Raw genomic sequence first — 26,264 nt, 5'->3', positions numbered from 1 at the left:
GCGTTCGAGGAGCAGCGCGGGCGTAGCTCAATGGTAGAGCCCCAGTCTTCCAAACTGGCTACGCGGGTTCGATTCCCGTCGCCCGCTCTCGGGCGATGTCGTGGACGACATCGCCACCCGCTCGCCCGTCCCGTTCCAGACCACAGAACGGGGCAAGGCAAGGCTGGCCTCACCGGGTGTATGTTGCGTAGGTGCTAGCCAATTACCTCATCGGGCTGCGAGAGGGACTCGAGGCCGCCCTCGTCGTCAGCATCCTCGTCGCCTACCTCGTCAAGTCCGACCGCCGGCACCTCCTCCCCCGGATCTGGTCCGGCGTCGCCCTGGCCGTCCTCGTCAGCCTGGGCTTCGGCGCCCTGCTGACCTTCGGCCCACGGGGGCTGACCTTCGAGGCCCAGGAGCTCATCGGCGGGTCGCTCTCGATCATCGCCGTCGGCTTCGTGACGTGGATGGTCTTCTGGATGGCCACCGCGGCCCGCGGCATGGGCAAGGAGCTGCGCGACCGGATGGACCGGGCCCGCGGCGGCTGGTGGGGCCTCGTGATCGTGGCCGTCCTCGCCGTCGGCCGGGAGGGCCTGGAGACCGCGCTCTTCCTGTGGGCCTCCACCGAGGCCCTCACCAGTGGGTCGGCCGCGATCTCGCCGTGGTCCCCGCTGCTGGGGGCGTTGCTCGGCATCGCCACCGCCGTGGTCCTCGGCTGGCTCATCTACCGGGGCGCCATCTCGATCAATCTCAACACCTTCTTCACCTGGACCGGGGCCTTCCTCATCATCATCGCGGCGGGCGTGCTCGCCTACGGCATCCACGACCTGCAGGAGGCCCGCTTCCTGCCCGGTCTGAACACGTTGGCCTTCGACGTCTCCGGGACGATCGACCCCAGCAGCTGGTACGCGACCGTGCTCAAGGGCGTCTTCAACTTCACCCCCGCCACGACGGTGCTCCAGGCGATCGCCTGGGTCGCCTACGTGGTCGTCGTCATGCCCTTGTACCTGCGACGCACCCGCGCCCCCAAGCGCCGGGAGAGCCCCGCCCCCGCGCCCGCCACCACCCACTGACCCGACACCACCCACCCCCAAGGACACTTCGATGAAGTTGCACGCCCTCGCCGCCGGCACCGCCCTGGCACTCCTGGTCCCCACCCTCGCCGCCTGCACCAGCAACTCCTCCGGCGAAGGGGGCGGCGACGGCCGCACCATCGAGGTCACCTCGAGCAACGAGAAGTGCGAGCTCTCCAGCACCGAGGTGCCCGCCGGGCCGCTCACCTTCCAGGTGAGCAACTCCGGATCGAAGGTCACCGAGTTCTACCTCCTCGGAGAGGACGGCCAGCGCATCGTCGGCGAGGTCGAGAACATCGGCCCCAACCTGGACCGCGACCTCGTCGTGACGGTGCCGAAGGGGGACTACGTCACCGCGTGCAAGCCGGGGATGAAGGGCGAGGGCATCCGCGCCGACTTCACCGTCAAGGCCTCAAAGGACGGCAAGGTCGACGCCGGCGATTCCGCCACCGTCACGCAGGCCGAGAGCAACTACGCCACGTACGTCACCGACCAGTCCGACCAGCTGCTGCAGAAGACCGAGAAGTTCGCCCGTCTCTACACCTCCGGTCAGGACGAGCAGGCCCGTGACCTCTACCCGCGGGCGCGCGAGCACTGGGAGCGGATCGAGACCGTCGCCGAGTCCTTCGGCGACCTCGACCCGAAGATGGACGCCCGCGAGGCCGACCTCGAGGAGGGCCAGAAGTGGACCGGCTGGCACCGGATCGAGAAGGACCTGTGGCCGCCGAAGGGCAAGGAGTACACGCCGCTGACGAAGAAGGAGCGCGCCGACTACGCCGAGGACCTGCTGGCGAACACCCGGACGCTGGACCGGCGGGTGCAGAAGATGGACTTCACCATCGACCAGATCTCCAACGGCTCCATCGGCCTGCTCGAGGAGGTCGCGAGCGGCAAGATCACCGGTGAGGAGGAGATCTGGAGCCACACCGACCTCTACGACTTCCAGGCCAATGTCGACGGCGCCCGCGTCGCCTACGAGGGGGTGCGCCCGATCCTGCTCACGAAGGACAAGGCGCTGGCCAAGGAGCTGGACAAGCGCTTCAAGGAGCTGCAGGCCTCGCTGGACCAGCACCGCGACGGCAAGGACGGCTTCGTCTCCTACACCGAGCTCTCCGACAAGGAGGTCAAGGAGCTCTCGGACCAGGTGAGCGCCCTCTCCGAGCCCCTCTCGCGGCTGACGGGGGAGATCGTGTGACCCGCGAGAGCGAGCAGGACCCGACGGGGACCGGCACCGACCAGCCGGAGCAGGCCGGTCGCGGCCGGCTGTCCCGGCGGGCCGCGTTGCTCGGCGGCGGTGGCGCCCTCGGTGTCGCGGGCCTCGCGGGAGGCTTCGCGGCCGGGCGGGCCAGCGCCGACACCGGCGGCAACGGGCCGGGATCCTTCGCGCTGCGTGGCTCCCACCAGGCGGGGATCGCCACTCCCGTGCAGGACCGGCTCCACTTCGCCGCCTTCGACGTGACGACGACGTCGCGCGCGCGGCTGATCAGTCTGCTCAAGGAGTGGACGAAGGCCGCCGAGCGCCTCGTGCACGGCCACTCCGCGGGACCGGTCGGGCCCACCCAGGGGGACTACGCCATGCCCCCGGACGACACCGGCGAGGCGATCGGGCTGCCCCCCTCACGGCTGACGATCACCTTCGGCCTCGGCCCCTCCCTCTTCGTCGACGGGAAGGGCCGGGACCGGTTCGGTCTCGCCGACCGGCGGCCGGAGGTCCTCGAGCCCCTCCCCCACTTCCCCGGGGACGCCCTCGACCCCGCCCGCAGCAACGGCGACCTGTGCATCCAGGCCTGCGCCGACGACCCGCAGGTCGCCGTGCACGCCATCCGCAACCTCGCCCGCATCGGCTTCGGGACGGTCTCCATCCGTTGGTCCCAGCTCGGCTTCGGCAAGACCTCGAGCACGACCTCCGGCGAGGAGACCCCCCGCAACCTCTTCGGGTACAAGGACGGGACGGCGAACATCACGGGCGAGGAGGAGCGGGCGCTGAAGAAGCACGTGTGGGTCCAGCGCGGCGACGACGAGGGCGCCGACTGGCTCGCCGACGGGTCCTACCTCGCGGTGCGGCGGATCAACATGCGCATCGAGACCTGGGACCGGCAGAGCCTGGGCTCCCAGAACGAGATCATCGGCCGTGCGAAGGGGTCCGGCGCCCCCCTGTCCGGCGGCAAGGAGCACTCCGACCCGGATTTCGCCATGAAGGGGTCCACCGGCCCCATCATCCCGAAGGACGCCCACGTGGGCGTCGTCCATCCCAGCCACAACGACGGCGCGCGGATCCTGCGGCGTGGCTACAACTTCGTCGACGGCTCCACCGACCTCGGCAATCTCGACGCCGGGCTGTTCTTCCTCGCCTACGTGCGCGACCCGAGCACGCAGTTCATCCCGATGCAGAACTCGATGGCCAACAGCGACGCGATGATGGAGTACCTGGAGTTCACCGGTTCGGCGCTCTTCGCGATCCCGCCCGGCATCGGCGAGGGCGAGTACGTGGCCGAGCCGCTCTTCACCTGAGGGCTCAGGCGGCGCCGACCACGCGGAACTCGTGGATGCTCCGGCCGGCGCTGACCCCCTTCGCCTCGAAGCCGGCGTCGGGACGCCAGGCCGGGCGGTCCCCTTCGCTCCACCGAAGTCCCTCGTGCGCCGCCAGCTGGCTGCGCACGTGCTCGGCGTAGACGGCGTGGTCGGTCGCGATGAGCAGGTGCCCGCCGGGACGCAGCCGGTCCAGCACGAGGTCCAGGGTGTCCTGCTGGACGAAGCGGCGCTTGGCGTGGCGTGCCTTCGGCCACGGGTCCGGGAAGAAGAGGTGGACGGCCTCCAGCTGGTCGGTGGCCACGCAGCGGGTGAGGTACTCGATCGCGTCGCCGCGGAAGACCCGCAGGTTCTCGACCCCCGCCTCCTCGGCGGCGGCCATCATCCGGGCCACTCCGGGGACGTGGACCTCCGCGGTGAGGATGCCGTGCTCGGGGTGGGCGCGCGCGTACGCGATCGCGGCATCGCCGTGCCCGGAACCGATCTCCAGGACGACCGGCAGCTCGCGCCCGAAGGCGGCCGCGGCCTCCAGTGGGCCCTCCGGGACCGTGTAGCGGGGCAGCAGGCGCTCCATCCGCTCCTCGGTCAGACGGGAGATCCGCCACCGGGGGGTGAAGGTGCGCACGGTCGCGCGGTGGCGCCCCTCGGGCGTCACGGGGGTGTCCCCCAACGGGGATCGGTGGTGGTCCGGCTCGGAGGTGGTCACGGCCGACGAGGATACCGACCCGGTCAGTCGCGCCAGATCACCACGGCCGCGCGGTCGTCCGAGACCCCGGCGCGCCCCTCCTGCACGAGCACGTCGGCCAGTCCAGAGAGCCCCTGCGGCAGACGGGACTCTGCCTCGCCGAGCACCCAGTCGATGCCGTCGTCGAGGCAGCGGGAGCGGGACTCGATGACACCGTCGGTGTAGACCAGCAGCGCGTCGCCACGGCCCAGGACGGTCTCCACCTGCGGGTACTCCGCGTGGCCGAGGATCCCCAGGGCGGGGCCACAATCGGCGTCGACCCGCGACCAGCGACCGGATCCGGCGTCGTAGTGCAGGGCCGGGGGGTGGCCCGCCGAGGCGATCGTCGTGGCACCGGTCGTGAAGTCGATCCGCACGTGCACCGCGGTAGCGAAGCCCTCCTTCCAGCTGGCCCGGTCGAGGAACTCGTTCGCCATGGGCAGTACCCGCTGCGGCTGCGCCGAGCCGAGGACGCCGCCGAGGGCGCCGGCGAGCATGAGCGCGCGGGTCCCGGCCTCCTGGCCCTTGCCGCTGACGTCGGCGAGCACGAGCTCCACCTCACCGGCCTCGCGCTGGGCCATGATGAGGAAGTCGCCGGCGAAGGCGCTGCCGTGGGCCGTCGCGATCGAGCGCTCCGCGTGGTACCCGGCGGGCAGCGGCGGGATGGCCCCCATCGCGTGCAGCCGGGAGCGCAGGTCGCCGAGCATCCGGTCCCCGGCGAAGGTGGCCGCGCCGTGGTGGGCCCGGGAGACGGCCACCCCGTAGAGCAGCGCGATCGAGATGAGCAGGGGCACGTACCGGGTGAGGCCCTCGCCGGAGACGAGCACCATCCAGCCGGCGGCAGCGACGGCGGTGACGAGGATGAGCCGTGCCTGACCGATGTGGCACAGCGTCGTCGCCAGCAGGCAGGCCGGCAGCAGGCCCGCGAGCGGGAGGTGCTCGGGCCAGACGTAGTGGCCGACCGCGACCCCGACCACCCCGGTGAAGAGGATGAGCAGCAGCGCGGTCCCCTCGATGGAGACGGTCCGCCGGATCCGGATCGGGCGGTGCCCCAGCGCCGGGGCCCTACCAGGAAGGATCGCGGACACGTGAATGGCTCCCCAAGCTGTGGCGTCCCGCTCCGGTGAGCGGCTCAGAGGCACCATAAGACCGAATTCGGCTGCGGGGAAGGGCTTGTGACCGTTCGGAAACATCCGGGGCGGTCGCTCAGGGCAGCGGGGGCAGGCTCCCGTCGGCCTCGTAGCCGCTCACCATGTCGATCCGCCGCTGGTGTCGCTCCTCGCCGGTGAAGTCGGTCCCGAGGAAGACCCGGACCATCTCCTTGGCCTCGGCGACCGGCTGCATCCGGCCCCCGAGCGAGATGATCTGCGCGTCGTTGTGCTCGCGGGCCAACCGTGCCAGCTCGGTGTTGCAGCACAGCGCCGCCCGGATGCCGGCGACCTTGTTCGCGGCCATCTGCTCGCCGTTGCCGGATCCCCCGAGGACGATGCCGCGGCTGCCGGGGTCGGCGGCCACGGCCTCCGCGGCACGCAGCACGAAGACCGGGTAGTCATCGACGGGGTCCAGCTCGAAGGGGCCGTGGTCGGTGACCTCGTGGCCCTCGGCCTCGAGGAAGGTGAGCAGCTCCTGGTGCAGCTCGAAGGCGGCGTGGTCGCCACCGATGTGGACGCGCACGGCAGTCTCCTGGTGTGTGTGGGGGTCAGTCGAAGATGGGGCCGCGGGTGCGGCTGCGCTTGATCTCGAAGAAGCCGTCGGTGCCGGCGACGAGGACGCAGCCGTCGAAGAGGCGGCCGGCCTCCTCCCCCTTCGGTGCCGGGGAGACAACGGGGCCGAAGAAGGCGACGTCACCCACGGAGATCACCGGGGTGCCCACGTCGTCGCCGACGAGGTCGATGGCACGCGCGTGGCTCTGCCGCAGGAAGTCGTCGTGCTCGTCGGTGTCCGCGGCCCCGATGAGATCGGCCGGCAGACCGACCTCGGCGAGGGCCTCGGTGCAGGCCAGACGGAAGTCCTTCTGCTCCTCCAGGTGGATCTGGCGGCCGATGGCGTCGTAGAGCGGCTTGGTAACCGTGTCGCCGTGGGCCTTCCGCGCGGCGGCGATGACCCGCACGGGCGTCCAGCCCCGCGTCATCAGCTCGGCGTAGCCCTCGTCCAGGTCCCGTCCCTCGTTGAGGACCGACAGGCTCATCTGCGACCAGGTGACGTCGATGTCGCGGACCTGCTCGACCTCCATCAGCCAGCGCGAGGTCATCCACGCCCACGGGCACAGCGGGTCGAACCACATCTCCACGGATTGCGCACTCATGAGCCCAATCGTCGCACGCAGCCGCGCGGTCGGTGCTCCCGGCCACGGCGTGGCAGCATGAGCAGCATCCCCGACCCGAAGGAGCCCGCCCGTGCCCGGGAAGAACCTGACCCGCGAGGAGGCCGCCGACCGCGCCGCCCTCGTCGACGTGGACAGCCACGCGATCACCCTCGACCTGACGACCTCGGAGTCGACCTTCGCGACGACCAGCACCATCCGCTTCACGGCGAAGGGGGGCGCCACCACCTTCGTGGACTTCATCGGTGAGTCCGTGGAGGAGGTCGAGCTCAACGGCACGGCCCTGGACCCGGCGGAGGTCTTCGCGGACCACCGCATCCGGCTCGAGGGCCTCGCCGAGGACAACGTCGTCACCATCCGGGCGACGGGGACGTACATGAACACCGGTGAGGGACTGCACCGCTTCGTCGACCCGGTCGATGACGAGGTCTACCTCTACACCCAGTTCGAGGTGCCGGACAGCCGCCGGATGTACCCGGTCTTCGAGCAGCCGGACCTCAAGGCGAGCTTCACCCTCACCGTGACCGCCCCCGCCCACTGGCAGGTCATCGCCAACTCCCCCACCCCGGAGCCGACGCCGGTTCCCGGCCGGGACGGCGTGGCCACGTGGGCGTTCGCGCCGACGGAGCGGATCAGCAGCTACATCACCGCCCTGGTCGCCGGCCCCTACGACGTCGTCCGGGACTCGCTGACCTCGCGTGACAAGGAGGTCCCGCTCGGGATCTTCTGCCGCCGGTCACTGCGGCAGTACCTCGACGCCGACAACCTCTTCGCCCTCACGAAGGCCGGGTTCGCCTTCTACGAGGAGCAGTTCGACCGCGCCTACCCCTTCACCAAGTACGACCAGGTGTTCACGCCGGAGTACAACATGGGCGCGATGGAGAACGCCGGGTGCGTGACCTTCCACGAGATGTACGTCTTCCGCTCCAAGGTCCCCGACGCCCTGGTCGAGCGGCGTGCCCTCACCGTGCTGCACGAGCTGGCCCACATGTGGTTCGGCAACCTCGTGACGATGAAGTGGTGGAACGACCTGTGGCTCAACGAGTCCTTCGCCGAGTGGGCCTCCACCACCTGCCAGGCCGAGGCCACGCAGTGGTCCGATGCCTGGACCACCTTCGCGACCCACGAGAAGGCCTGGGCCTACCGCCAGGACCAGCTCTCGACGACCCACCCGATCGTCGCCCCGATCCGGGACCTCGACGACGTCGAGGTCAACTTCGACGGGATCACCTACGCGAAGGGCGCCTCCGTCCTCAAGCAGCTCGTCGCCTACGTCGGGCGGGAGTCCTTCCGCGACGGCATCCGCGCCTACTTCCGCAAGCACGCCTGGGGCAACACCACCCTCGATGACCTGCTCGACGAGCTCGAGGCCACCTCCGGCCGGGACCTGCGCTCCTGGTCGTCGCAGTGGCTGGAGACCGCCGGGGTCAACACCCTCCGCACCCACGTCGACGTCGACGACCGCGGCCGGATCGTCGACGTCGTCATCGAGCAGACCGCCACCGAGGAGCACCCGACGCTGCGCCCGCACCGCCTCGCCGTGGGCTGCTACGACCTGGTCGACGGCCGGCTGACCCGGACCCACCGGGTGGAGCTGGACGTCGACGGCGAGCGCACGCCGGTCGGCGACCTCGTGGGGCACGAGCAGCCCGCGCTGCTGCTCGTCAACGACGAGGACCTCACCTACGCCAAGCTGCGTCTGGACGACCGGTCGCTGTCCACCCTGCTGGCCCACCCCACCGCCTTCGAGGACTCCCTGCCCCGATCCCTCGCCCTGGCCTCCGCCTGGGACATGACCCGCGACGGGGAGATGGCCGCCAGCGAGTACGTCGAGCTGGTCCTGCCGGTCCTGGACGGACTCGAGGACTCCACGCTGCTGCGCACGCTGCTGGCCCAGCTGGCGACGTCGGTGGGCACCTACTCGGCACCGGAGCACCGCGAGGCGCTGCGCTCCCGTGTCGTCAGCCTCCTCGGCGAGCTCGCCGAACGGGCCGCCCCGGGCAGCGACGCCCAGCTGCAGCTGGTCACCGCCCACGCGGGCATGCTCGCCCCCGGTGACGACACCTCGCTCGTCGCCGCGCTCTACGACGGCAGCCGCACCCTGGAGGGCCTCGCCGTCGACGCCGACATGCGGTGGACGCTGCTCACCGCCCTCACCGCCACCGGCTCGGCCGACGCCGATGCCGTTGCGGCGGAGGCGAAGGGGGACAACACTGCCACCGGGCGGGAGCGCGCCGCCCGCGCGGTCGCGAGCATCCCGACGGCGGCGGCCAAGGAGGAGGCCTGGGCCTCCGGCGTGGTCGCCACCGACACCCCGAACTCGGTCGTCGACGCCTACGCGCTCGGTTTCGGCCGGGCCAACGACCCGGCACTGCTGGCCCCCTTCGTCCCGCGCTACCACGAGGTCATCGAGCAGGTCTGGGCCGAGAGGACCCACGCCATCGCGGAGGGCATCGTCCTGGGCTTCTACCCGATGGCGCTGGCGGGCCCGGTGCTGTTCGCGGCGACGCGGGCCTGGCTCGAGGAGCACCCGCAGGCGCCCGCAGGCCTGCGGCGCCTCGTCGCGGAGAGCCGTGACACCGTCGCCCGTGCAGTTGCTGCTCAGGAGCGGGACGCACACTCGGGGTGATGAACTTCGTGCACCACCTGATGGCCATCGACCTCACGTGGGCCGCCGCAGCGGACTTCCTGCTCGGAGCACCGCTGCGGATCCTCCTGACGGTGGTCCTCGCCTGGGTCGCGCGCTACCTGGTCCACCGCGCCATCTCCGGCGCGGTGGACCAGGCGCTCGCCCGACGCGAGGCCACGCGTGCCCGACGGGACCACCACGGGCGCGACCGCGGCGTGGCTGCCGGCGAGCGCTACCGGCAGCGGATGAGGACGACCGGATCGCTGCTGCGCAGCATCGCGACCTTCGTCATCATCATCCTCACGGTGCTCACCGTGCTCTCGTTGCTGGACATCCCACTCGCCCCGCTGCTCGCCTCGGCCGGTGTCGGTGGCGTCGCACTCGGTTTCGGCGCGCAGTCCCTCGTGCGGGACTACCTCTCCGGCGTCTTCATGATCCTCGAGGACCAGTACGGCGTCGGGGACTACATCGACGCCGGCGAGGCCGTCGGCACCGTCGAGGAGGTCACCCTGCGGGTCACCCGGCTGCGGGACCTGGACGGCGTCGTCTGGTACGTGCGCAACGGCGAGATCCTGCGCGTCGGCAACCGCTCGCAGGGGTGGTCCACGGTCATGGTCGACCTGCCCTTCTCCTACCGGGAGGACACCGCCCGCGTCATCGGGATCATCCGCGAGCAGGTCGAGCACATGGACCGGGACCCGCAGTGGCACACCGTGCTCCGTGAGGCACCCAGCGTGCTCGGCGTCGAGTCGATCACCGGGGGCACGGTCACGGTGCGGGTCTTCGCCACGTGCGCGCCCAATGAGAACTGGGGCATCCAGCGGGAGATCCGCCGCCGGGTCAAGGAGGCCTTCGACCGCGAGGGCGTCGCCGGACCGCCCATCCCGCTGACCGGGGGCGAGCACGAGATCTGAGATGGTGGTGCCGTGACGGCACAACCCGGTGACAGCTTCTACGACCAGGTCGGGGGCCACGAGACCTTCGAGGCCCTCGTCCACAAGTTCTACGAGGGCGTGGCGCAGGACCCGACGCTGCGCGCCCTGTACCCGGAGGAGGACCTCGGTCCCGCCGAGGGGCGGCTGCGGATGTTCCTCGAGCAGTACTTCGGCGGCCCGAACACCTACAGCCAGCAGCGGGGCCACCCGCGGCTGCGGATGCGGCACGTGCACTACGCCGTGACCCCCGACCAACGGGACCGGTGGATGCGGCACATGCTCGCCGCGATGGACTCCCTCGACCTGCCGGAGGCCCACGACGCGGCCATGCGTGACTACTTCACACGCGCGGCGGACATGCTCATCAACGCCGACGAGGAGGGCAACCCCCTGTGACCGGTGCGACCCCCTTCGCCACCCGCGAGCTGCACGCGCCCGGGTCCGCCGGTGACCCCTGGTGGCGCGACGCCGTCATCTACCAGGTCTACCCACGCTCGTGGGCCGACGCCGACGGGGACGGGATCGGGGACCTGCGGGGCATCGCCTCCCGCCTGGCGCACCTGGCCGCGCTGGGCGTCGACGCGGTGTGGCTCTCCCCCTTCTACACCTCCCCGCAGCGGGACGCCGGGTACGACGTCGCGGACCACCGGGACGTCGACCCGCTCTTCGGGAGCCTGACGGACGCCGACGCCCTCATCGCCCGCGCCCACGAGCTCGGCCTGCGGATCATCGTCGACCTCGTGCCCAACCACACCTCCTCCGAGCACCCGTGGTTCGGCGAGGCGCTCACCGCCGGGCCGGGCAGCCCGGAGCGGGACCGGTACCACTTCCGCGACGGCCTCGGCGAGGACGGTTCGGAGCCGCCGACCAACTGGCAGAGCAACTTCGGGGGCGCGGCGTGGACCCGGGTCACCGAGCCCGACGGCCGCCCCGGCCAGTGGTACCTGCACCTCTTCGACCCCAGCCAGCCGGACCTGAACTGGCAGAACTGCGACGTGCGGGCGGACTTCCGGTCGACGCTGCGCTTCTGGCTCGACCGTGGCGTGGACGGCTTCCGCGTCGACGTCGCCCACGGGCTCGTCAAGGACCCGACCTTCCCGCCCTTCGGCACTCCCCCGGGTGGACTGCTCGAGGTGACCTCCGATGCCCCCTTCTGGGACCAGGACGGCGTGCACGAGATCTACCGCGACTGGCGGGAGCTGCTGCAGGAGTACTCCCCCGAGCGGATCATGTGTGCCGAGGCGTGGGTGAGCCCGGCCGACCGGGCCGCGCGCTACGTGCGCGAGGACGAGTTCCACCAGGCCTTCAACTTCGAGTTCCTCGACACCCCGTGGCTCGCAGAGCCGATGCGCGATGTCATCGCCGGATCGCTCGCCGCGAGCGACGCCGTCGGCGCCCCGACGACGTGGGTCCTGAGCAACCACGACGTGCTGCGCCACGCCAGCCGTCTCGGTCTGCCGCAGGACGAGGAGCCCCCGAACGGCATCGGGCCGGAGGACCTGCAGCCGGACGCCGCACTCGGGCTGCGCCGCGCGCGTGCCGCCACGACCCTCATGCTCGGACTCCCCGGTGGCGCCTACGTCTACCAGGGGGAGGAGCTCGGACTGCCCGAGCACACCACCCTGCCCGACGAGGCACGGGCGGACCCCACCTTCACCCGCACCCGCGGGGCGGAGAAGGGACGGGACGGCTGCCGCGTGCCGATGCCGTGGACGAAGGGGGCTCCCGCCCTCGGCTTCAACGACACCGGCGCCGCGTGGCTGCCGCAGCCGGACTCCTACGCCGACCTCGCGGTGGACCAGCAGGACGGCGTCCCCGGCTCCACGCTCGAGCTCTACCGGCAGCTGCTGGCGCTGCGCCGGGAGCGGGACCTGGGACGCGCCGGGCTCGCCGAGGTCGAAGGCCTCGGCGATGAGGTGCTCGCCTACCTCGCCACCGCTCCCGACGGGACCCGGACGCTGGTGGTCGCCAACCTCTCCCCCGAGTCGATCGAGCTGCCCGCGGGCACAAGGGTGCTCGTCGCCTCCGATGAGCTCGTCGAAGGTGGGCTGCCCACCGACACCTGCGTCTGGGCGGAGATCTGATCACCGCGACGGTGCCCCTGCTGCTCCGTTCCCGGGCGGCGGCCCGGGGGCCCACTCCTTCGCGTCACGGTGCCTGCCGCAGCGGCCCACTGGATCGACGCGTTCCTGCGGCGAGCACGCGCACGCGCGTACGGTGAGCACGTGAGAGCCGCCGCGGACTTCCCCTACTTCGCCGACACGAGGCCCGTAGGCCTGGCCCACCGGGGCGGGTCGACATACGCGCCGAACGTCGGGCGGGAGAACACCGTCGCGGCCTTCCGGCGGGCGGTCGACATGGGTTACCGGTACCTCGAGACCGACGTGCACGCGACGGCGGACGGGCGCCTGGTCGCCTTCCACGACGAGGTCCTCGACCGGGTGACGGACGCGCAGGGCGCGATCGCGGACCTGCCGTGGGCCCGGGTGGCCGAGGCGCGCATCGGTGGCAGCGAGGGCGTGCCGCTCATGGACGAGCTCTTCGAGACTTTCCCCGACGTCCGCTTCAACATCGACGTCAAGGCGCCCGGCGCCGTCGAGCCGCTCGTCGCGGCCGTCCGCCGCCACGGTGCGCTGGAACGGGTCTGCGTCGGCTCCTTCAGCGACACCCGGCTGCGCGCGGTGCGCAAGGCCCTCGGCCCGCACCTGGCGACCTCCGCCGGGCCGGCCGGTGTCGCCTCGCTGCGGCTGCTGCCCGCGACGATCTCCCGGCTGCTGCGCTCCCCCGCCCAGGCGCTGCAGATCCCCGTCACGCACCCGGTCGGGCCGGTGACGGTGACCCTCGTGACGCGCCGACTGCTCGAGACCGCCCACCGACTGGGCAAGCACGTGCACGTGTGGACCATCGACGACGCCGCCGAGATGAACCGCCTCTTCGACCTCGGGGTCGACGGGATCGTCAGCGACCGGATCGACACCCTCCGGGACGTGCTCGCGGAGCGGGGCCACCCCCTTCGCCCCTGACCCAGAGTGGAGGTGGACTCAGCGCCGTAGCGCCGTGAGAACCTCCTCGACGGCGGTCGGCCGACCGGCGACGCTCCACACCGTCCCCCGCACGCGCACCTGCTCGGTGCGACCTCCGACCCCCTGCACGAGGGCGGCGCCGGGGAGCCAGTCCCAGTCGGGGACGGACTGCTGGGCCCACACACCGACCCGGCCGGTCGCGACGGCCCCGAGGTCGCAGGACCCGGACCCGAACATCCGCACCGTCGCCGCGCCGGAGATCGCGGCCAGCCACGGCTCGCGCAGGTCCTCCCGGTCGAGCACGCCCGGGTGCAGGTAGGTCGCCATCGCGACCTCGGCCAGTGGCAGGTCGGCCAGCTCCCCGAGGGGCCGGCCGCCGAGCGTGGTCGGCAGCTCCCGACCGCCGCGCCAGGCCTCCCCGGAGGCCGGCCGGTGCACCGACCCGAGGAGCAGCTCATCGCCCCCGCGCAGGGCGAGGGCGCTGCACCAGGTGTCCAGCCCGGCGAGGAAGTTGTAGGTGCCGTCCACGGGGTCGATGACCCACGTGCGCCCGGAGGACGAAGGGCGCGCCGCCCCCTCCTCGCCGACGATCCCGTCCTGCGGACGCAGCCGGGCGAGGGTGCCGGCGACGAGCTCCTCGGCGGCGTGGTCGGCCTCGGTCACGACGTCGGAGACCGAGGTCTTGCGCCGGCCCCGCACCCCCTCCTCGCGCATGCGCTGCGCGAGCTCGGCGGCGCGGCGGGTCAGCTCCGCCGCGAGGTCGGCGTCGGAGATCCCCTCGGGGATGTCCTCGGTCCCGGGCACGGTGGAGTGCTGCATGGCCCCACCCTAGGTCGGGCTCAGCGGCAGACGACGAAGCCGCGTGGGGTGCTCAGCCGGGTCCAGGGCCCGACGGCGTGCACCTCGACCTCGTCCGCTGCCCCGCCACCGAGGAAGCCGAGAACGTGCAGGCCGTAGGCGCCCCCGGCGGGCACCGGTGGGACGGTGTCGGTGGGACGTCCCCAGATCCGCGAGCGCAGATCGGCGACCGCCGCCGAGCCGGACCCCTCGGGCGCTCCGCGGGTCACCTCGGCGATGCCGGCGAGCGCGACCTGGCGCAGGTCCTCGGCAGGCAGTCCCCCGACCCGCTCCCAGCCCGAGCGCGGCGGGGAGAGCGCCCGCCACGTGGGGTCCGAGGTGACCGGGGGCTCGGGGATCTCGCGGCCGCCACGGGCCAACCGGTCGCTCACCGCCTTGACCGGCACGGTGACGTCGTGGGTGAGGTGCTCGGCGAGGGCGAAGGTCCGCAGGCCGAGGACGAGACCGGAGCTGCTGATGCCCCGGCCCGGCACGACGCAGGTCCAGGCGGCGAGGACCGGGCCCACGGCCTGCAGCCGCACGTCACCGTCGGGGTCGGCCTTGCGGGCCCTGGCGAGATAGGTCCGCAGGTCGCCGGCGCTGGCGTCGTCGGGCAGCCGGAAGGTGGTCACCGGCGCCGCCTCATCGCCACCGGCTCACCGGTGTACCGACCGAGCACCGTGCGCTCGTGGTCGGTGAGCGACCGGGGGCTCTGGCGCTCGACGTCGAAGGCGACGATCGTGGACTCGGCCCGCAGGTAGAGCGTCTCCTCCGGGTCGGGACCCGAGCGCATCTCGTAGCCGAGGTCCCAGCTGGCCCCGCCGACGTCGCTGACCCACATCTCGATGAACACGGGCCTCGGGCCGTAGTGCAGCTGGGCGAGGTACTCGACCTCCTGCCGGGCGAGCAGCACGACCGGCCGGTCCTGGGCACCACCGGTCCACCCCTCGAACCACTCGGCGAAGGCCAGGATCCGCGCTTCCTCGAGGTACCGGTGGAAGGCGACGTTGTTCACGTGACCGAAGGCGTCCATGTCGCCCCAGCGCATCGGGACCTCGACGCCGAAGGGGTGGTGGGCGACGTTCGGCTGGACCATGTCCACATCCTCGCAGAGGCCATCCCCACCGTCCCCAGGGTCTCCCCGCCGGGAGTGCGAGGTCGGTGCCCTCGCCTACCGTTGCGGGATGACCTCATCCACTCCCACGTCCTCGCCCACCACGACCCTGGCCGAGGACGCGACCGCGGTGCTGCGCCGGCTCGTCGGGCGCGAGGACGCCACCTTCCGGGACGGTCAGCTCGAGGCGATCGACGCCCTCGTCGACGGTGGCCGCCGGGTCCTCGTGGTCCAACGGACGGGGTGGGGCAAGTCGGCGGTCTACTTCGTCGCCTCCCGGTTGCAGCGGGCGAAGGGGGCCGGCCCCGCCCTGATCGTCTCCCCGCTGCTCGCGCTGATGCGCGACCAGATCGCCGCCGCGGAGCGGGCGGGCGTGCGCGCCGTGTCGATGAACTCCTCGAACGCCCAGGAGTGGGACGAGGTGCGCGCCCGGCTCGCCGCGGACGAGGTCGACGTCCTCCTCGTGAGCCCAGAGCGGCTGAACAACCCACGCTTCCGGGCCGAGCAGCTGCCGGACCTGACCCGGCGCTGCGGGCTCCTCGTCGTCGACGAGGCGCACTGCGTCAGCGACTGGGGCCACGACTTCCGCCCCGACTACCGCCGGATCAAGGACCTGCTCGGAGAGCTGCCGGAGGGCACCCCCGTCCTGGCCACGACGGCGACCGCCAACGAGCGGGTCGTGCGCGACGTCGCCGACCAGCTGGCGGTCGGCACCGAGGCCGGGGCGCTGACCATCCGGGGTCCCCTGGCGCGGGACAGCCTCCGGCTGGCCGTGCTCCCGCGTGCCGGCACGGACCACCACCTCGCCTGGCTGTCCACCCACCTGGGACAGCTCCGGGGCAGCGGCATCGTCTACACCCTGACCGTGGGGGCCGCCGAGGACGTGGCCGCCGCCCTGCAGCAGGCCGGCCACGAGGTGGCGGCCTACACCGGCCGGTCCGGGACGGAGGAGCGCGCCGCGATGGAGCAGTCGCTGCGCGACAACGAGGTCAAGGCGCTCGTCGCGACGAGCGCGCTGGGCATGGGCTTCGACAAGCCCGACCTGGGCTTCGTCGTCCACCTGGGCGCGCCCTCCTCCCCCGTCGCCTACTACCAGCAGGTCGGCCGCGCCGGTCGCGCCACCGAGCGGGCCGACGTCGTGCTGCTGCCGGGGCACGACGACGTCTCGATCTGGAAGCACTTCGCCTCCGCGTCGATGCCGCGCGAGGACCAGGCCGGCGCCGTCCTGACCGCCCTCGCCGAGTCCGGTGGAGCCCTGTCCACCGCTGCCCTGGAGACGATCGTCGACATCCGACGGACCCGGCTGGAGCTGCTGCTGAAGGTCCTCGACGTCGACGGCGCCGTGCAGCGCGTCAAGGGCGGGTGGACGAGCACCGGGCAGCCGTGGGTCTACGACGCCGAGCGGTACGAGCGGGTGGCCGCGGCCCGCGAGGCCGAGCAGCAGCACATGCTCGACTACATCGCCACCGGGCAGTGCCGGATGGCCTTCCTGCAGGAGTGCCTCGACGACCCGAGCGCCGCACCGTGCGGCCGCTGCGACAACTGCGCCGGGCCGTGGATCGAGGCGGAGGTGCCCGACGAGGCCGTGGGCTCGGCGCGCACGAGCCTGGACCGGGCGGGCGTCGACCTGACCCCGCGGGCCCAGTGGCCCTCCGGCATGGACCGGCTCGGCGTTCCCGTCAAGGGGCGCATCCCCGCCGACGAGGCACTCTCGGCCGGACGCGCCCTCGCCCGCGTCACCGACCTGGGGTGGGGGCCGCGCGTGCGTGAGCTGCTCGCGGCCGACCAGCCGGTGCCCGAGACCACCGTGCGCGCCGTCGTGCGCGTGCTCGCGGAGTGGGGCTGGGCCACCCGCCCGGTGGGGATCGTGACCGTGCCCTCACGCAGCCGGCCGACCCTGGTCACCTCGCTCGCCGAGCAGCTGGGGCAGATCGGCCGGCTCCCCGTCCTCGGCGCCCTCGACCTCGTCGACGGCGGGCCGATCGGCGAGCCGGGCGGCAACTCCGCGTACCGGCTCGCGGGTGTCTGGGAGCGACTGGTCGTCGGGCAGGAGCTCGGCGCCGCCCTGGCCGGTGTCACCGGCCCGGTGCTGCTCCTCGACGACGTCGCGCACTCCCGCTGGACCCTCACCGTCGCCGGCCGGGCGCTGCGACGGGCCGGCGTGGGCGAGGTGCTTCCCTTGGTCCTCGGGCTCGACGGGTGATCGCATAGTCTTCGGACAGACCGTCACCAAGGAGATCGCGTGAGCCCTGATCCCACCACCGCCGCCGAGCGCCAGGCACGCTCGTTGTCCGACATGCTCGCGGTCCTGCGGCTGCGGCACATGGGCACGGGCAGGATCACCGTCAGCGGGTCCGACGAGGCCTCCGTCGGTGTCGGGGCCCAGGAGATCGACGTCTACGAGGGCGACAGCCTCGAGCAGCCGCACCACCGGATCTACGGCGGGCAGGTGCTGGCCCAGTCCCTCATGGCGGCCAACCTCACGGTGCGCGAGCAGTTCCCGCAGCGGCTGCCGCACTCGCTGCACGCCTACTTCCTGCGGCCCGGCGACGACACCCAGCCGGTCCGCTTCTCGGTCGAGCGGATGCGCGACGGGCGCTCCTTCTCCGCCCGACGGGTGCACGCGCTGCAGAACGACCGACCGATCCTCTCCCTCACCGCCTCCTACGAGGACCCGGCCGGGGGGCTGGACCACCACGACCCGATGCCGGACGTCCCGGGCCCCGAGGAGCTGCCCTCGCTCGCCTCGAAGTACGGGCAGTTCGACAACGCCCGCGCGCAGCACCTGATCGCCCGCCCGGTGGACCACCGCTACGTCGAGGGTGACATCGCCATGCGCATCGACGGGCCCCACGAGGCCCGGCAGAACGTGTGGATCCGCGTCGTCTCCGACGTCGGCGAGGACCCGTTCCTCCGCGCCTGCGTCATGGCCTACCTCTCGGACTACACGCTGCTGGAGTCGGTCCTGCGCCGGCACGGCCGGGTCTGGACCGACACCAGCCTGCGCGTGGCCAGCCTCGACCACTCGATGTGGTTCCACCGCCCCGTCGACCCCTCGCAGTGGCTGCTCTACTCCCAGGAGTCGCCCTCCGCGCAGGGCGGCCGCGGGCTCGGGATCGGGCGGGTCTTCACCCGGGACGGGACCCTGACGACGACGATCACCCAGGAGGGCATGATCCGGGTCAAGGAGAGCTGACCGGGGGTTCCTCCAAATCTCCCGTCCGGATCGGGCGCGCACGCCGCTCGGCACCGGCACCCGATCCCGTCCGGCGGAGTGCTGCAGGCGCCGGATCGCCGACGTGCCGGTGAATTCGGCCACCTCGTCGTTGCCCAAATCGAGAGCGTAACGATCGCCCGGCAGTCCCTCGCCACCATCATCTTTATCTGGCACCGTCAGGCTCGTGATGGTCTCAGCGGCGGGCTCGCCGGGAGGCACCGGCGCCGGTGACACCCCCGAGGGACTGCTCCGCTCTGCCGTGCGCCGCGAGCTCGTCGACGTCCTCGCCGACCTGCCGCCGGAGCGCCGCGCCGACGGCCTGAGCGCCGCCGAGCTCGCCGTGCACGTCGGGCTGCACGTGACCACGGTGCGCTTCCACCTCACCCGCCTCCTCGAGGGCGGGCTCATCGCGAGCCAGTCGGTGCCCACGCCCGGCGCCGGCCGCCCCCCGAAGCGCTACCGGTCCCTCCCCCCGGAGGCACCGGAGCGCCCCCACGAGCTGCTCGCGCGGCTGCTGACCGAGTCCTTCGGCGCCCGCCACGGGGACGGCAGCCCCCTTCGCCCCGAGGAGGCCGGTGCCCGGTGGGCACGTCGGCAGGCTCCGGCCGACGCGGCCGGGCAGGGACCGACCGACACCACCGTCCCGTGGTGGGCGGTGGTCACGGCCCTCGTCGACGTCCTGCGCGCGTGGGGCTACCACCCGGACGTGGGCTCCGAGGAGGGCGGGCGCACCGCGCGCATCGACCTCGTCGGCTGCCCCTTCATCGAGCTGGCCCGCAGCCACCCGGACGTCGCCTGCGGCATCCACCGCGGCCTCATGCGGGGCACCCTCGACCGGCTCGGCGAGGAGGACGCGCGGATGACGCTCGAGCCCTTCGTCGGCCCGAACCGCTGCCGGGCACTCGTGACCACGCCCGCCGATCCCAGCGCACCAGGAGGAAGCACATGACCACGACGAGCGGACGCCCGGACTCCGGCCTGCCCCGGTCCGCGGGGGTGGACGGCCCCCTCTCCTCGGCCCTGGTGGGCACCCGACGGTTCTTCACCAAGGCCGGCGTCAGCCCGGACCAGCGGGCGATGTTCCTCGAAGGGGGCCGCTCCGGAGACGTCTTCTACCGCGACCGGTGGAGCCACGACAAGGTGGTCCGCTCCACCCACGGGGTGAACTGCACCGGGTCCTGCTCGTGGAAGGTCTACGTCAAGGACGGGATCATCACCTGGGAGGCGCAGCAGACCGACTACCCGAGCACCGGAGCCGACCGCCCCGAGTACGAGCCGCGCGGGTGCCCCCGAGGCGCCGCCTTCTCCTGGTACACCTACTCCCCCACCCGGGTGCGCTACCCCTACGCGCGCACCCAGCTGCTCGAGCTCTACCGCCGCGCCAAGGCCACCTACGGGGACCCCGTCGTCGCGTGGGGCGCGATCGTCCAGGACGAGGAGGCCAGCCGCAGCTACAAGCAGGCCCGCGGCAAGGGCGGTCTCGTGCGGACCTCGTGGGAGGAGGCGATCGAGATGATCGCCGCCGCGCACGTCTACACGATCAAGCGCTGGGGCCCGGACCGGATCGCCGGCTTCTCCCCCATCCCCGCCATGTCGCAGGTCAGCTACGCCTCCGGCGCCCGCTACCACGAGCTCATCGGCGCCCCGATGCTCTCCTTCTACGACTGGTACGCCGACCTGCCCCCGGCCTCCCCGGAGATGTTCGGCGACCAGACCGACGTCCCCGAGTCCGGTGACTGGTGGGATGCCGGGTACCTCATGATGTGGGGCTCCAACGTCCCGCTCACGCGGACCCCCGACGCGCACTGGATGACCGAGGCCCGCTACCGGGGGCAGAAGGTCATCGCGATCTCCCCCGACTACGCCGAGAACGTCAAGTTCGCCGACGAGTGGGTCAGCTCGGCCCCCGGCACCGACGGGGCGCTGGCCATGGCCATGGCGCACGTCGTGCTCAAGGAGTACTTCGTCGACCGGCAGGTGGACTTCTTCACGGAGTACAACCAGCGGTTCACCGATGCCCCGTACCTCGTCGCCCTGGACGAGACCGACGAAGGGGGCCACCGCCCCGGCAAGTTCGTCGTCGCCGGGGACCTGGAGCACCCGGAGTCCGGCTCCGAGCACGCGATGTGGAAGCCGGCGGTCATCGACGAGGCAACCGGCGAGGTGGTCATCCCGGGTGGCTCGATCGGTCACCGCTTCGGCTCCGAGGAGGGCCGCTGGAACCTCGACCTCGGCGACGTGCGGCCCCGCCTGACCCTCTACGACGACCCGCAGGCCACGGAGTCGGTGCAGGTGTCCTTCCCCCGCTTCGACAACGTCGAGGGCGCGCTGGGCCGGGAGCGGCGCGGAGTGCCGGTGCGCCGTGTCGGCGGACGGCTGGTCACCACCGTCCTGGACCTGATGCTCGCGCACTACGGCGTGGCCCGGGAGGGCCTGCCGGGTACCTGGCCGCGGGACTACCACGACCCGAGCGTGCCGGCCACCCCCGCCTGGGGTGCCGAGATCGCCGGGGTCCCGCCGCAGCAGATCGTGCGGATCGCCCGCGAGTGGGCGCAGAACGCGATCGACACCGAGGGTCGCGGGATGATCATCATGGGGGCGGGCGTGAACCACTGGTTCCACGCCGACCAGGCATACCGCACGATGATGGTGCTCACGACGATCACCGGGTGCCAGGGGCGCAACGGCGGCGGCTGGGCCCACTACGTCGGCCAGGAGAAGGTCCGCCCGCTGATGGGCTTCCAGCAGATGGCCTTCGCCCTGGACTGGGTGCGCCCGCCACGCCACATGAACCAGACGTCCTACTGGTACGTGAACACCAGCCAGTACCGCTACGACACCTTCACCGCCGAGGAGATCAACGGCTCGCCGGGCGCCTTCCCCGGGAAGACGACCATGGACCTCTTCGCCCAGGCCGTCCGGCTGGGCTGGGCACCGTCCTACCCGCAGTTCGACCGCAGCTCGCTGGCCGTCGCCGACGAGGCGTCCGAGGCCGGGATGACCGTGGGTGACTACGTCGCCCGGTCGCTCAAGGAGGGCAGCCTCACCTTCGCGGTCGAGGCCCCCGAGGACCCGGACAACTTCCCCCGGGTGCTCTCCCTCTGGCGCTCCAACCTCTTCGGGTCCTCGGCGAAGGGCAACGAGTACTTCCTCAAGCACCTGCTCGGCACGGACAACGCGGTGCGGGCGAGCCAGGCGCCGGAGGACATGCGACCGACGGACGTCGCGTGGCCCGAGGAGGCCCCCGAGGGCAAGCTCGACCTGCTCATGACGATCGACTTCCGGATGACGAGCTCGACGATCCTCTCCGACGTCGTCCTGCCGGCGGCGACGTGGTACGAGAAGTACGACCTCAACACCACGGACATGCACCCGTACATCAACTCGTTCAACCCGGCGATCGCGCCGCCGTGGCAGTCCAAGAACGACTGGGACGCCTGGAAGATCATCGCGGCACGCTTCTCCGAGATGGCCGAGGACCACCTGGGCACGCGGACCGACGTCGTCGCCAAGCCGCTCTGGCACGACACCGCCGAGGCCATGGCCAGCGTGCACGGCCGGGTCCTGGACTGGAAGGACGGTGACGTCGAGCCGGTGCCCGGCAAGACCCTGCCGGTCCTGGCGGTCGTGGAGCGGGACTACCCCGCGATCCACGCGAAGATGACCGCCGTCGGGCCGCTGCTCGAGGACCTCGGCATGGTGACGAAGGGAGTCAGGTACGACCCGACCCGGGAGGTCGAGGAGCTGCGCCGCACCAACGGCGCCGTCACCCGCGGCCCGGCCAAGGGCCAGCCTCGGCTCGAGACCGACGTCCACGTCGCCGAGGCCATCCTGCGTCTCTCCGGCACCTCCAACGGTCGCCTGGCGACGGAGGGCTTCAGGGACCTCGAACGCCAGACCGGCCAGGAGATGCGCGACATGGCCGCGGAGCAGGAGGGGCGCAAGATCAGCTTCGCCGACACCCAGCAGGCCCCCACCCCCGTGATCACCTCCCCGGAGTGGTCCGGCAGCGAGGCCGGCGGTCGGCGCTACGCCCCCTTCACCCAGAACATCGAACGGCTCAAGCCCTTCCACACCCTCACCGGGCGTCAGCAGTTCTACCTCGACCACGACTGGATCCTCGGGATGGGCGAGGAGCTGCCGACCTACCGACCACCGCTGAACATGACCCGGCTCTTCGGCGAGCGCGAGATCGGCGACACCCGGCGGGAGGACCAGCAGGAGATCTCGGTGGCGGTGCGCTACCTGACGCCGCACAACAAGTGGTCCATCCACAGCGAGTACCAGGACAACCTCTTCATGCTCAGCCTGAGCCGAGGCGGGCAGGCGATCTGGCTCTCCGACAAGGACGCCGCGAAGGCCGGCATCCGCGACAACGACTGGATCGAGGCGGTCAACCGCAACGGCGTCGTCGCGTGCCGCGCGATCGTCAGCCACCGCATGCCCGAGGGCACGGTCTACATGCACCACGCCCAGGACCGGCTCATCGACGTGCCACTGACGGAGACGAGCGGCACGCGGGGCGGCATCCACAACAGCCTCACCCGGATCCTCATGAAGCCCAGCCACCTCATCGGCGGGTACGCCCAGCTGTCCTACTTCTTCAACTACATCGGGCCGACCGGCAACAACCGCGACGAAGTGACGACCATCCGCAAGCGCTCGAACCAGGAGGTGACCTACTGATGCGCGTCATGGCACAGATGGCGATGGTGATGAACCTCGACAAGTGCATCGGGTGCCACACCTGCTCGGTGACCTGCAAGCAGGCGTGGACCAACCGCGCCGGCATGGAGTACGTGTGGTTCAACAACGTCGAGACCCGACCCGGGCTCGGCTACCCGCGCTCCTACGAGGACCAGGAGAAGTGGCAGGGCGGGTGGACCCGGACCGCGAACGGGCGGCTGAAGCTCAAGGCCGGCGGCCGGCTGAAGAAGCTGCTCAACATCTTCTCCAACCCGCTCATGCCGAGCATCCAGGACTACTACGAGCCGTGGAGCTACGACTACGAGACGGTCCTCAACGCGCCGACGCAGAAGTACTTCCCGGTCAGCCGTCCGTACTCGCTCATCTCCGGCAAGCCGACGAACATCACCTGGTCGGCGAACTGGGACGACGACCTCGCCGGCAGCGGCGAGCACGCCGCCAAGGACCCGATGCTGAAGGGCATCGAGGACAAGGTGAAGTTCGAGTTCGACCAGACCTTCATGTTCTACCTGCCGCGCATCTGCGAGCACTGCCTCAACCCCAGCTGCGCGGCGTCCTGCCCCTCCGGCGCGATCTACAAGCGCTCCGAGGACGGGATCGTCCTCGTCGACCAGGACACGTGCCGCGGCTGGCGGATGTGCGTCACCGGCTGCCCGTACAAGAAGATCTACTTCAACCACAAGACGGGCAAGGCCGAGAAGTGCACCTTCTGCTACCCGAGGATCGAGGTGGGCATCCCGACCGTGTGCGCCGAGACCTGCGTCGGGCGGCTGCGCTACATCGGGATCATGCTCTACGACGCGGACAAGGTGCTCGACGCCGCCTCGGTCGAGGACGACCACGACCTCTACGAGTCCCAGCGCGAGGTCTTCCTCGACCCCTACGACCCGGACGTCCAGCGCGAGGCCGAGCGGGCCGGGATCCCCGGCGACTGGGTGGAGGCCGCCCAGCGCTCCCCGGTACGCCGGCTGATCATGGACTACAAGGTGGCGCTGCCGCTGCACCCGGAGTACCGGACCATGCCGATGGTCTGGTACATCCCGCCGCTGTCCCCCGTGGTCGACGTCATCAAGGACACCGGCTTCGACGGGGAGAGCCACGACAACCTCTTCGCGGCGATCGAGACCCTCCGCATCCCCGTCGAGTACCTGGCCAACCTCTTCACGGCCGGCGACGTGGGGCCGGTCGACACGGTGCTGCGCAAGCTCGCAGCGATGCGCTCCTACATGCGCGACATCAACCTCGGCCGCGACCCGGACGAGTCGATCCCCGCCGCCGTCGGCATGGGCGAGGAGGAGATGTACGAGATGTACCGGCTGCTCGCGCTGGCCAAGTACGACGAGCGGTACGTCATCCCCACGGCCCACGGCGAGCAGGCCCACTCCCTGGAGGAGCTGGCGACGGACTGCGCCGTCTCCGGGTACGACACCCAGCTCGACGAGGCCTCCGGCCCCTTCGGCGAGGGGTCCGGGACGGCATCCATGACGCCGGTCGCCGTGGAGAACTTCCACATGCTGCAGCAGCGCCAGACCTCCGACCAGCTCGTCGGCGGGGGCGACAAGGCCGGTCGGGTCAACCTGCTCAACTGGGACGGCAAGGGAACCCCCGAGGGGCTCTTCCCCGAGAGGCGCTCCGAGGACACGGCGGGGGACTCCCGATGATGCCGTGGCGACGGCACCGGAGGAAGCGGCCGGCCCTCGACGAGCGGGCCCAGGCCGACGCGTGGCAGGCCGTCTCCCTCCTCCTGGACTACCCCGACGAGCGGCTCCTCTCGTTGCTGCCGCTGCTGGGCGAGACCGCCGCCGGGCTGCCGGAGCACGTGGGCGGCCCCCTCACCACCTTCGTCGAGCACGCGATCTCTGCGGACCCGGAGGAGCTCCGGGCCGAGTACGTCGACACCTTCGACTACACCCGCAAGTGCGCACTGCACCTGACCTACGCCCTGCACGGCGACACCCGACGGCGGGGGGCCGCCCTCGTCGAGTTCCGGCAGGCCTACCGCCGGGCGGGGGTCGAGCTGTCCGACACCGACGGCGAGCTGCCCGACCACCTGTGCGTGCTCCTCGAGTTCGGCGCGAGCGCCGACCCCGCCACCGCCTGGAAGCTGCTCAACGACCACCGGGTCAGCATCGAGCTGCTCCACGCGGCGCTTCTCTCCCGCTCCTCCCCGTGGCTCCCGGTCGTGCAGGCGCTGCGGGCGACCCTGCCCACTCTCGACGGGGACGACGAACAGGCGCTGGCGGCGCTCATCGCACAGGGTCCGCCACAGGAGGACGTCGGCATCGACACCTCTCCCTACGCCGTGGACCCCGAGCTCGACGAACGCATGTCCTCCCCCACGAGCGGTGAGGGCTGCGCCTCCTCCCCTTCGCCCACCCGGGCCGACCTCGGCCCCGACATCCCCGTAGGAGTCCCGCGATGAGCACCGTCCTGTGGGTGATCGTCCCGTACCTGTCCCTGGCCACCTTCGTCATCGGCCACATCTGGCGCTACCGCTACGACAAGTTCGGGTGGACCACCCGCTCCTCCCAGCTGTACGAGAGCCGGCTGCTGCGGATCGGCAGCCCGCTCTTCCACTTCGGCATCCTCGGCGTCGTCATCGGGCACGTCATCGGCCTGGTCATCCCGAAGCTGTGGACCGACTTCCTCGGCATCAGCGACGAGGTGTACCACGTCATCGCCCTCGCCGGCGGCATCCCGGCCGGCATCGCCGCCCTCGTCGGGCTGGCCATCCTCATCTACCGGCGACGCACCAACGGCCCGGTCTTCTCGGTGACGACGACCAACGACAAGGTCATGTACGTCTTCCTCGCGGCCGTCATCGTCTTCGGCATGTGGAACACCGTGGCCGGGTCGCTGCTGGAGTTCGGCGGGCACTACAACTACCGCGAGGGCGTCTCACCCTGGTGGCGCGGGGTCTTCCTGCTCCAGCCGGATGCGCAGCTCATGGCGGAGGCTCCGCTGGGCTTCAAGCTGCACGCCCTCGCCGCGATGATCCTCTTCGCGATGTGGCCCTTCACCCGGCTCGTGCACGTCTTCTCCGCACCCGTGGGCTACCTGACCCGGCCCTACATCGTCTACCGCAGCCGCGACGACCACCGCCGCGGCGCGGGCATCAGCGGACCGCAGCGGGGTTGGGACAAGCCGGAGCTGAAGCAGCGCCGATGAGGAGTG

The 26,264-nt window shown here is 71.6% G+C and carries 22 protein-coding genes and 1 tRNA gene; 16 read left to right on the top strand and 7 right to left on the bottom strand.

From position 1 onward, the window contains the following. Window positions 1–16 precede the first annotated feature (16 nt). The 4 genes from JCO01S_RS06325 to efeB all read left to right on the top strand — a co-directional run bounded on the left by JCO01S_RS06325 (window position 17) and on the right by efeB (window position 3,563). Window positions 17–87 (top strand) — tRNA-Gly (locus JCO01S_RS06325). A 104-nt stretch (window positions 88–191) separates the two neighbouring features. After that, window positions 192–1,052 (top strand): iron uptake transporter permease EfeU, encoded by an 861-nt coding sequence (efeU, locus tag JCO01S_RS06320; RefSeq protein ID WP_068252463.1) that lies wholly within the window; start codon window positions 192–194, stop codon window positions 1,050–1,052. A gap of 31 nt (window positions 1,053–1,083) precedes the next feature. Continuing rightward, on the top strand, window positions 1,084–2,247 hold the full coding sequence (gene efeO, locus JCO01S_RS06315; RefSeq protein WP_068252460.1) for an iron uptake system protein EfeO: 1,164 nt from the start codon (window positions 1,084–1,086) through the stop codon (window positions 2,245–2,247). Continuing rightward, a complete protein-coding gene (gene efeB / locus JCO01S_RS06310; protein ID WP_068252456.1) occupies window positions 2,244–3,563 on the top strand; it encodes an iron uptake transporter deferrochelatase/peroxidase subunit in 1,320 nt (439 codons plus the stop codon). The genes efeO and efeB overlap by 4 nt, the downstream gene beginning before the upstream one ends. A 4-nt stretch (window positions 3,564–3,567) precedes the next feature. On the opposite strand, the gene trmB is transcribed toward efeB, so the two are convergent. From trmB to JCO01S_RS06290, 4 genes are all read right to left on the bottom strand, one after another. Further along, entirely contained in the window at window positions 3,568–4,287 is a 720-nt protein-coding gene (gene trmB / locus JCO01S_RS06305; RefSeq protein ID WP_084342687.1) for a tRNA (guanosine(46)-N7)-methyltransferase TrmB, read from the bottom strand. Between the two features lie 23 nt (window positions 4,288–4,310). Continuing rightward, window positions 4,311–5,393 carry a PP2C family protein-serine/threonine phosphatase gene (locus JCO01S_RS06300; protein WP_068252453.1) on the bottom strand — a complete coding sequence of 361 codons (1,083 nt, stop codon included), beginning with the start codon at window positions 5,391–5,393 and terminating at the stop codon, window positions 4,311–4,313. Window positions 5,394–5,511: 118 nt separating this feature from the next. Next, window positions 5,512–5,979: a ribose-5-phosphate isomerase gene (locus JCO01S_RS06295; protein ID WP_068252450.1), complete on the bottom strand. Its 468-nt coding sequence runs from the start codon at window positions 5,977–5,979 to the stop codon at window positions 5,512–5,514. Between the two features lie 25 nt (window positions 5,980–6,004). Next, complete coding sequence (locus tag JCO01S_RS06290; protein ID WP_068252447.1) at window positions 6,005–6,610, bottom strand: mycothiol-dependent nitroreductase Rv2466c family protein; 606 nt, start codon at window positions 6,608–6,610, stop codon at window positions 6,005–6,007. Between the two features lie 91 nt (window positions 6,611–6,701). Between JCO01S_RS06290 and pepN the strand changes: the two genes are divergently transcribed. The 5 genes from pepN (at window position 6,702) to JCO01S_RS06265 (ending at window position 13,215) form a co-directional block, all read left to right on the top strand. Next, window positions 6,702–9,257: an aminopeptidase N gene (pepN, locus tag JCO01S_RS06285; RefSeq protein ID WP_068252444.1), complete on the top strand. Its 2,556-nt coding sequence runs from the start codon at window positions 6,702–6,704 to the stop codon at window positions 9,255–9,257. Continuing rightward, window positions 9,257–10,171 (top strand): mechanosensitive ion channel family protein, encoded by a 915-nt coding sequence (locus JCO01S_RS06280; RefSeq protein WP_068252441.1) that lies wholly within the window; start codon window positions 9,257–9,259, stop codon window positions 10,169–10,171. Before pepN ends, JCO01S_RS06280 begins: the two co-directional genes overlap by 1 nt. Before the next feature lie 12 nt (window positions 10,172–10,183). Further along, the gene (locus JCO01S_RS06275) at window positions 10,184–10,588 is read left to right on the top strand and encodes a globin (protein WP_068252437.1); all 405 of its coding nucleotides are present in this window, start codon (window positions 10,184–10,186) and stop codon (window positions 10,586–10,588) included. Next, a complete protein-coding gene (locus JCO01S_RS06270; RefSeq protein ID WP_068252434.1) occupies window positions 10,585–12,276 on the top strand; it encodes a glycoside hydrolase family 13 protein in 1,692 nt (563 codons plus the stop codon). The genes JCO01S_RS06275 and JCO01S_RS06270 overlap by 4 nt, the downstream gene beginning before the upstream one ends. 141 nt (window positions 12,277–12,417) lie before the next feature. Then, window positions 12,418–13,215, top strand: coding sequence for a glycerophosphodiester phosphodiesterase family protein (locus tag JCO01S_RS06265; RefSeq protein WP_068252430.1), 798 nt, complete (start codon window positions 12,418–12,420; stop codon window positions 13,213–13,215). Window positions 13,216–13,233: 18 nt separating this feature from the next. On the opposite strand, the gene JCO01S_RS06260 is transcribed toward JCO01S_RS06265, so the two are convergent. The 3 genes from JCO01S_RS06260 to JCO01S_RS06250 are packed head-to-tail and all read right to left on the bottom strand — an operon-like array spanning window position 13,234 to window position 15,148. Then, window positions 13,234–14,034: an inositol monophosphatase family protein gene (locus tag JCO01S_RS06260; RefSeq protein ID WP_068252427.1), complete on the bottom strand. Its 801-nt coding sequence runs from the start codon at window positions 14,032–14,034 to the stop codon at window positions 13,234–13,236. A 20-nt stretch (window positions 14,035–14,054) separates the two neighbouring features. Continuing rightward, window positions 14,055–14,684 carry a DUF8185 domain-containing protein gene (locus tag JCO01S_RS06255; protein WP_068252424.1) on the bottom strand — a complete coding sequence of 210 codons (630 nt, stop codon included), beginning with the start codon at window positions 14,682–14,684 and terminating at the stop codon, window positions 14,055–14,057. Then, entirely contained in the window at window positions 14,681–15,148 is a 468-nt protein-coding gene (locus tag JCO01S_RS06250; protein WP_068252419.1) for an acyl-CoA thioesterase, read from the bottom strand. The genes JCO01S_RS06255 and JCO01S_RS06250 overlap by 4 nt, the downstream gene beginning before the upstream one ends. Before the next feature lie 88 nt (window positions 15,149–15,236). On the opposite strand from JCO01S_RS06250, the gene JCO01S_RS06245 reads away from it, so the two are divergent. The 7 genes from JCO01S_RS06245 to narI all read left to right on the top strand — a co-directional run bounded on the left by JCO01S_RS06245 (window position 15,237) and on the right by narI (window position 26,258). Beyond that, complete coding sequence (locus tag JCO01S_RS06245; RefSeq protein ID WP_068252415.1) at window positions 15,237–17,369, top strand: RecQ family ATP-dependent DNA helicase; 2,133 nt, start codon at window positions 15,237–15,239, stop codon at window positions 17,367–17,369. 39 nt (window positions 17,370–17,408) lie between these two features. Beyond that, window positions 17,409–18,362, top strand: a complete 954-nt coding sequence (locus JCO01S_RS06240; RefSeq protein ID WP_245634344.1) for an acyl-CoA thioesterase — start codon at window positions 17,409–17,411, stop codon at window positions 18,360–18,362. Window positions 18,363–18,570: 208 nt separating this feature from the next. Continuing rightward, window positions 18,571–19,332 (top strand): helix-turn-helix transcriptional regulator, encoded by a 762-nt coding sequence (locus JCO01S_RS06235; protein WP_084342694.1) that lies wholly within the window; start codon window positions 18,571–18,573, stop codon window positions 19,330–19,332. Beyond that, window positions 19,329–23,069: a nitrate reductase subunit alpha gene (locus tag JCO01S_RS06230; protein WP_068252409.1), complete on the top strand. Its 3,741-nt coding sequence runs from the start codon at window positions 19,329–19,331 to the stop codon at window positions 23,067–23,069. Before JCO01S_RS06235 ends, JCO01S_RS06230 begins: the two co-directional genes overlap by 4 nt. Then, entirely contained in the window at window positions 23,069–24,751 is a 1,683-nt protein-coding gene (gene narH, locus JCO01S_RS06225) for a nitrate reductase subunit beta (RefSeq protein ID WP_068252406.1), read from the top strand. The genes JCO01S_RS06230 and narH overlap by 1 nt, the downstream gene beginning before the upstream one ends. After that, complete coding sequence (gene narJ / locus JCO01S_RS06220) at window positions 24,748–25,512, top strand: nitrate reductase molybdenum cofactor assembly chaperone (RefSeq protein ID WP_218002232.1); 765 nt, start codon at window positions 24,748–24,750, stop codon at window positions 25,510–25,512. Before narH ends, narJ begins: the two co-directional genes overlap by 4 nt. Then, window positions 25,509–26,258 (top strand): respiratory nitrate reductase subunit gamma, encoded by a 750-nt coding sequence (gene narI / locus JCO01S_RS06215; RefSeq protein WP_068252400.1) that lies wholly within the window; start codon window positions 25,509–25,511, stop codon window positions 26,256–26,258. Before narJ ends, narI begins: the two co-directional genes overlap by 4 nt. The last annotated feature ends 6 nt before the right edge of the window (window positions 26,259–26,264 follow it).

Source organism: Janibacter corallicola NBRC 107790 (assembly GCF_001570965.1).
Taxonomy (GTDB): Bacteria; Actinomycetota; Actinomycetes; order Actinomycetales; family Dermatophilaceae; genus Janibacter; species Janibacter corallicola.
Note: the sequence above shows the minus strand (reverse complement) of the source record. Positions and strands in the feature narration are given on the sequence as shown.